The sequence below is a fragment of the Pseudomonas sp. Sample_21 genome (assembly GCF_004307525.1).
Lineage (GTDB): Bacteria > Pseudomonadota > Gammaproteobacteria > Pseudomonadales > Pseudomonadaceae > Aquipseudomonas > Aquipseudomonas atacamensis.
This window is the reverse complement of sequence record NZ_RCNZ01000108.1, coordinates 1-3,400: the sequence shown is the minus strand read 5'-3', so window position 1 is coordinate 3,400 and position 3,400 is coordinate 1. Positions and strand designations below refer to the sequence as shown.

Here is a 3,400-nt window from a genome sequence, read left to right as displayed (position 1 = left end):
TGTTCTTCGGCGGGGTAGTCGATAAAACCTTGCGCATCGGGCTCGCGAGCCACGTATTGCGTCTGCTTCATGCTGCTCTCCTGCTAGGAAATTCGTTTTTGTTATGTCCAGCGATGGCTAAAGGAATACCCCAGAGCGCGAAGCTGCGCAGCATGTTGAGCCGTGCATGTGTAGGAAATTTCGTCGAGTTTCGTAAAGTTATCGTTACGCTTTGTCGGGTAATCAGCAATTACGGTGATTGGCGGGTTTGAAAAGGGCAGGGGCTGTCACATAATCTTGACAACTATCTGCGTGCCTCGACAGAAACATCTGCCCCGGGCGCGCCACAGAACCCTGTGGGAGCGAGCCTGCTCGCGAAAGCGGTCTGTCTGACACATCGATACTGGATGTGCTGGCCCCTTCGCGAGCAGGCTCGCTCCCACAAGGACATGTGTTTTCCTCTCAAACCTGTCGGGCCTTTTTCTATGCGCATCAAAGTCCACTGCCAGAACCGCATCGGCATCCTGCGCGACATTCTCAATCTGCTGGTGGCGTACGGGATCAACGTCGCACGCGGCGAGGTGGGTGGTGAGCATGGCAATGCGATCTACCTGCACTGCCCGAACCTGATCAACATTCAGTTCCAGGCGTTGCGCCCCAAGTTCGAGGCGATCGGCGGGGTGTTTGGGGTCAAGCGCGTCGGGCTGATGCCCAGTGAACGCCGGCACATGGAATTGAACGCACTGCTTGGCGCGCTGGAGTTTCCGGTGTTGTCGATCGACATGGGCGGCTCGATCGTTGCGGCCAACCGCGCGGCGGCGCAGTTGCTCGGCGTGCGCGTCGATGAGGTGCCGGGGATTCCGCTGTCGCGCTACGCCGAGGATTTCGACCTGCCGGAACTGGTGCGCGCCAACAAGTCGCGGATCAACGGCATGCGGGTCAAGGTCAAGGGCGACATCTTTCTCGCCGACATCGCGCCGCTGCAATCGGAGCACGATGACAGCGAGGCCATGGCCGGCGCCGTACTGACGCTGCACCGCGCCGATCGGGTCGGCGAGCGCATCTACAACGTGCGCAAACAGGAGCTTCGCGGCTTCGACAGTATCTTCCAGAGCTCGAAAGTCATGGCTGCCGTGGTCCGCGAAGCGCGACGCATGGCGCCGCTGGATGCACCGCTATTAATAGAAGGCGAAACCGGCACCGGCAAGGAACTGCTCGCGCGCGCCTGCCATCTCGCCAGCCCGCGTGGACAGTCACCGTTGATGGCGCTCAACTGCGCCGGGTTGCCGGAGTCGATGGCCGAGACCGAACTGTTCGGCTACGGCCCCGGCGCTTTCGAAGGCGCTCGCGCTGAGGGCAAGCTTGGCCTGCTGGAGTTGACCGCTGGCGGCACGCTGTTTCTCGATGGCGTCGGCGAGATGAGCCCGCGCTTGCAGGTCAAATTGCTGCGCTTTCTTCAGGACGGTTGCTTCCGTCGCGTCGGCAGTGATGAAGAGGTCTATCTCGATGTGCGGGTGATCTGCGCGACCCAGGTGGACTTGTCCGAATTGTGCGCGCGCGGCGAGTTTCGTCAGGATCTCTATCACCGCTTGAACGTGTTGTCGCTGCACATTCCGCCGCTGCGCGAATGCCTCGACGGTTTGACGCCGCTGGTCGAACATTTCCTCGATCAGGCCAGTCGGCAGATCGGCTGTCCGCTGCCGAAACTGGCCCCGGCGGCGATGGATCGCCTCAGCCATTACCACTGGCCGGGCAACGTGCGGCAGTTGGAAAACGTGCTGTTCCAGGCGGTTTCCCTGTGCGACGGCGGCACGGTCAAGGCCGAACATATTCGCCTGCCGGATTACGGCGTGCGTCAGCCGCTTGGCGATTTCTCCCTCGACGGAAGTCTGGACGAGATCGTCGGGCGTTTCGAGAAAGCGGTGCTGGAGCGGTTGTATTCCGAGCATCCCAGCAGTCGGCAGTTGGGCAAGCGGCTGGGGGTTTCGCACACGACGATTGCCAACAAGTTGCGTGAGTATGAGGTTGGCAAAACCTCCGAAAGCTAAATAGAGCCTTTGTGGCGAGGGGATTTATCCCCGATGGGCGGCGAAGCCGCCCCGCTTTTCCTTCACAGCGACCTTATTGCAGGCTTGGCGACTGCTGCGCAGCCGAACGGGGATAAATCCCCTCGCCACAGGATCTCCATCCCCCGCCGAACTGAGGATTGCCACTAACCGGCATGACACCGCCGGTTTTTCGTCTTCGACCCATTTCAGATTCCCCCTCTGATCCCCTCAAGTCCCCTGTTTACCGGGCCTTCGCCCGCCAATAAAAAGTTGGTCTGCAAATTGCTTATGGCTGAGCAGTACAGCGGTGGGCGGCAAACGTCCGGCATGCAGAGGAAACACAGTGGACAAGTACCTTTATGTGGCAATGACCGGCGCCAGCCAGAACGCACTGGCGCAGCGGGCGCATGCCAACAACCTGGCGAACATCTCCACCAACGGCTTCCAGCGCGACCTCGAGCAGGCGCGTTCGATGCCGGTGTTCGGTGACAGCTTTCCGGCGCGTGCGTTTGCCATGAGCGAACGTCCCGCCACCGACTTCACGCCGGGCTCGCTGGTGCAGACCGGTCGTGAACTCGACGTCGCGGTATCCGGCAACGGTTTCATCGCCGTGCAAAACCCCAGCGGTGGTGAAAGCTACGTGCGCACCGGCAGCCTCAACATCGACGCCCTCGGCGTATTGCGCGCCGGCAACGGCATGCCGGTGATCGGTAATGGCGGCCCGATCGCCGTGCCGCCCGAGCAGCAGGTCGAAGTCGGCGAAGACGGCACCATCAGCATTCGCGCGATGGGCGAAGGCCCCCGCGTCATGGCCGAAGTCGACCGGATCAAGCTGGTCAACCCGGACATCAAGAACATGAACAAAGGCCTCGACGGTTCGATTTACACCAAGGACGGCCAGCCGGCGCAAGCCGACGCCAACGTCAAACTGGTCTCGGGTTTCCTTGAGTCGAGCAACGTCAATGCCGTGGAAGAAATGACTTCGGTGCTGGCCCTGGCCAAGCAGTTCGAGTTGCACGTCAAGATGATGAACACCGCCAAAGACGACGACCAGGCCATGGCTCGGGTCTTGCAGATCAGCTAATTATCAGAACGTCGCGCCGTAAAACAGGCGCACGAGGAGAATCGAATGCTTCCGGCTCTATGGGTTGCCAAAACCGGTCTGTCCGCCCAGGACACCAACCTGACCACCATTTCCAACAACTTGGCGAACGTCTCGACCACGGGTTTCAAACGTGACCGTGCCGAGTTCCAGGACCTGCTCTATCAGATCAAGCGTCAGCCAGGTGCCCAGTCGACCCAGGACAGCGAACTGCCGTCGGGTCTGCAAGTGGGTACCGGTGTGCGCATTGTCGGCACCCAGAAAAACTTCA

The 3,400-nt window shown here is 60.6% G+C and carries 3 protein-coding genes and 1 pseudogene; all 4 read left to right on the top strand.

All coding sequences use genetic code 11. The features are described from left to right. Positions 1-251, top strand: a pseudogene (locus D8U71_RS28500) (hypothetical protein); the annotation flags it as partial. 213 nt (positions 252-464) lie between these two features. Further along, the gene (locus tag D8U71_RS20855; RefSeq protein ID WP_016771113.1) at positions 465-2,027 is read left to right on the top strand and encodes a sigma-54-dependent phenylalanine hydroxylase transcriptional regulator PhhR; all 1,563 of its coding nucleotides are present in this window, start codon (positions 465-467) and stop codon (positions 2,025-2,027) included. 343 nt (positions 2,028-2,370) lie between these two features. Next, on the top strand, positions 2,371-3,111 hold the full coding sequence (locus D8U71_RS20850) for a flagellar basal body rod protein FlgF (RefSeq protein ID WP_016771112.1): 741 nt from the start codon (positions 2,371-2,373) through the stop codon (positions 3,109-3,111). Positions 3,112-3,156: 45 nt separating this feature from the next. Then, positions 3,157-3,400, top strand: a 244-nt coding sequence (locus tag D8U71_RS20845) for a flagellar hook-basal body complex protein (protein ID WP_130888571.1), incomplete at its 3' end; no start/stop codon positions are given.

What these genes read in the sequence shown, in the direction of transcription:
- D8U71_RS20855 (WP_016771113.1), top strand. Translation starts at nt 465, where the DNA reads ATGCGCATCAAAGTCCACTGCCAGAACCGCATCGGCATCCTGCGCGAC.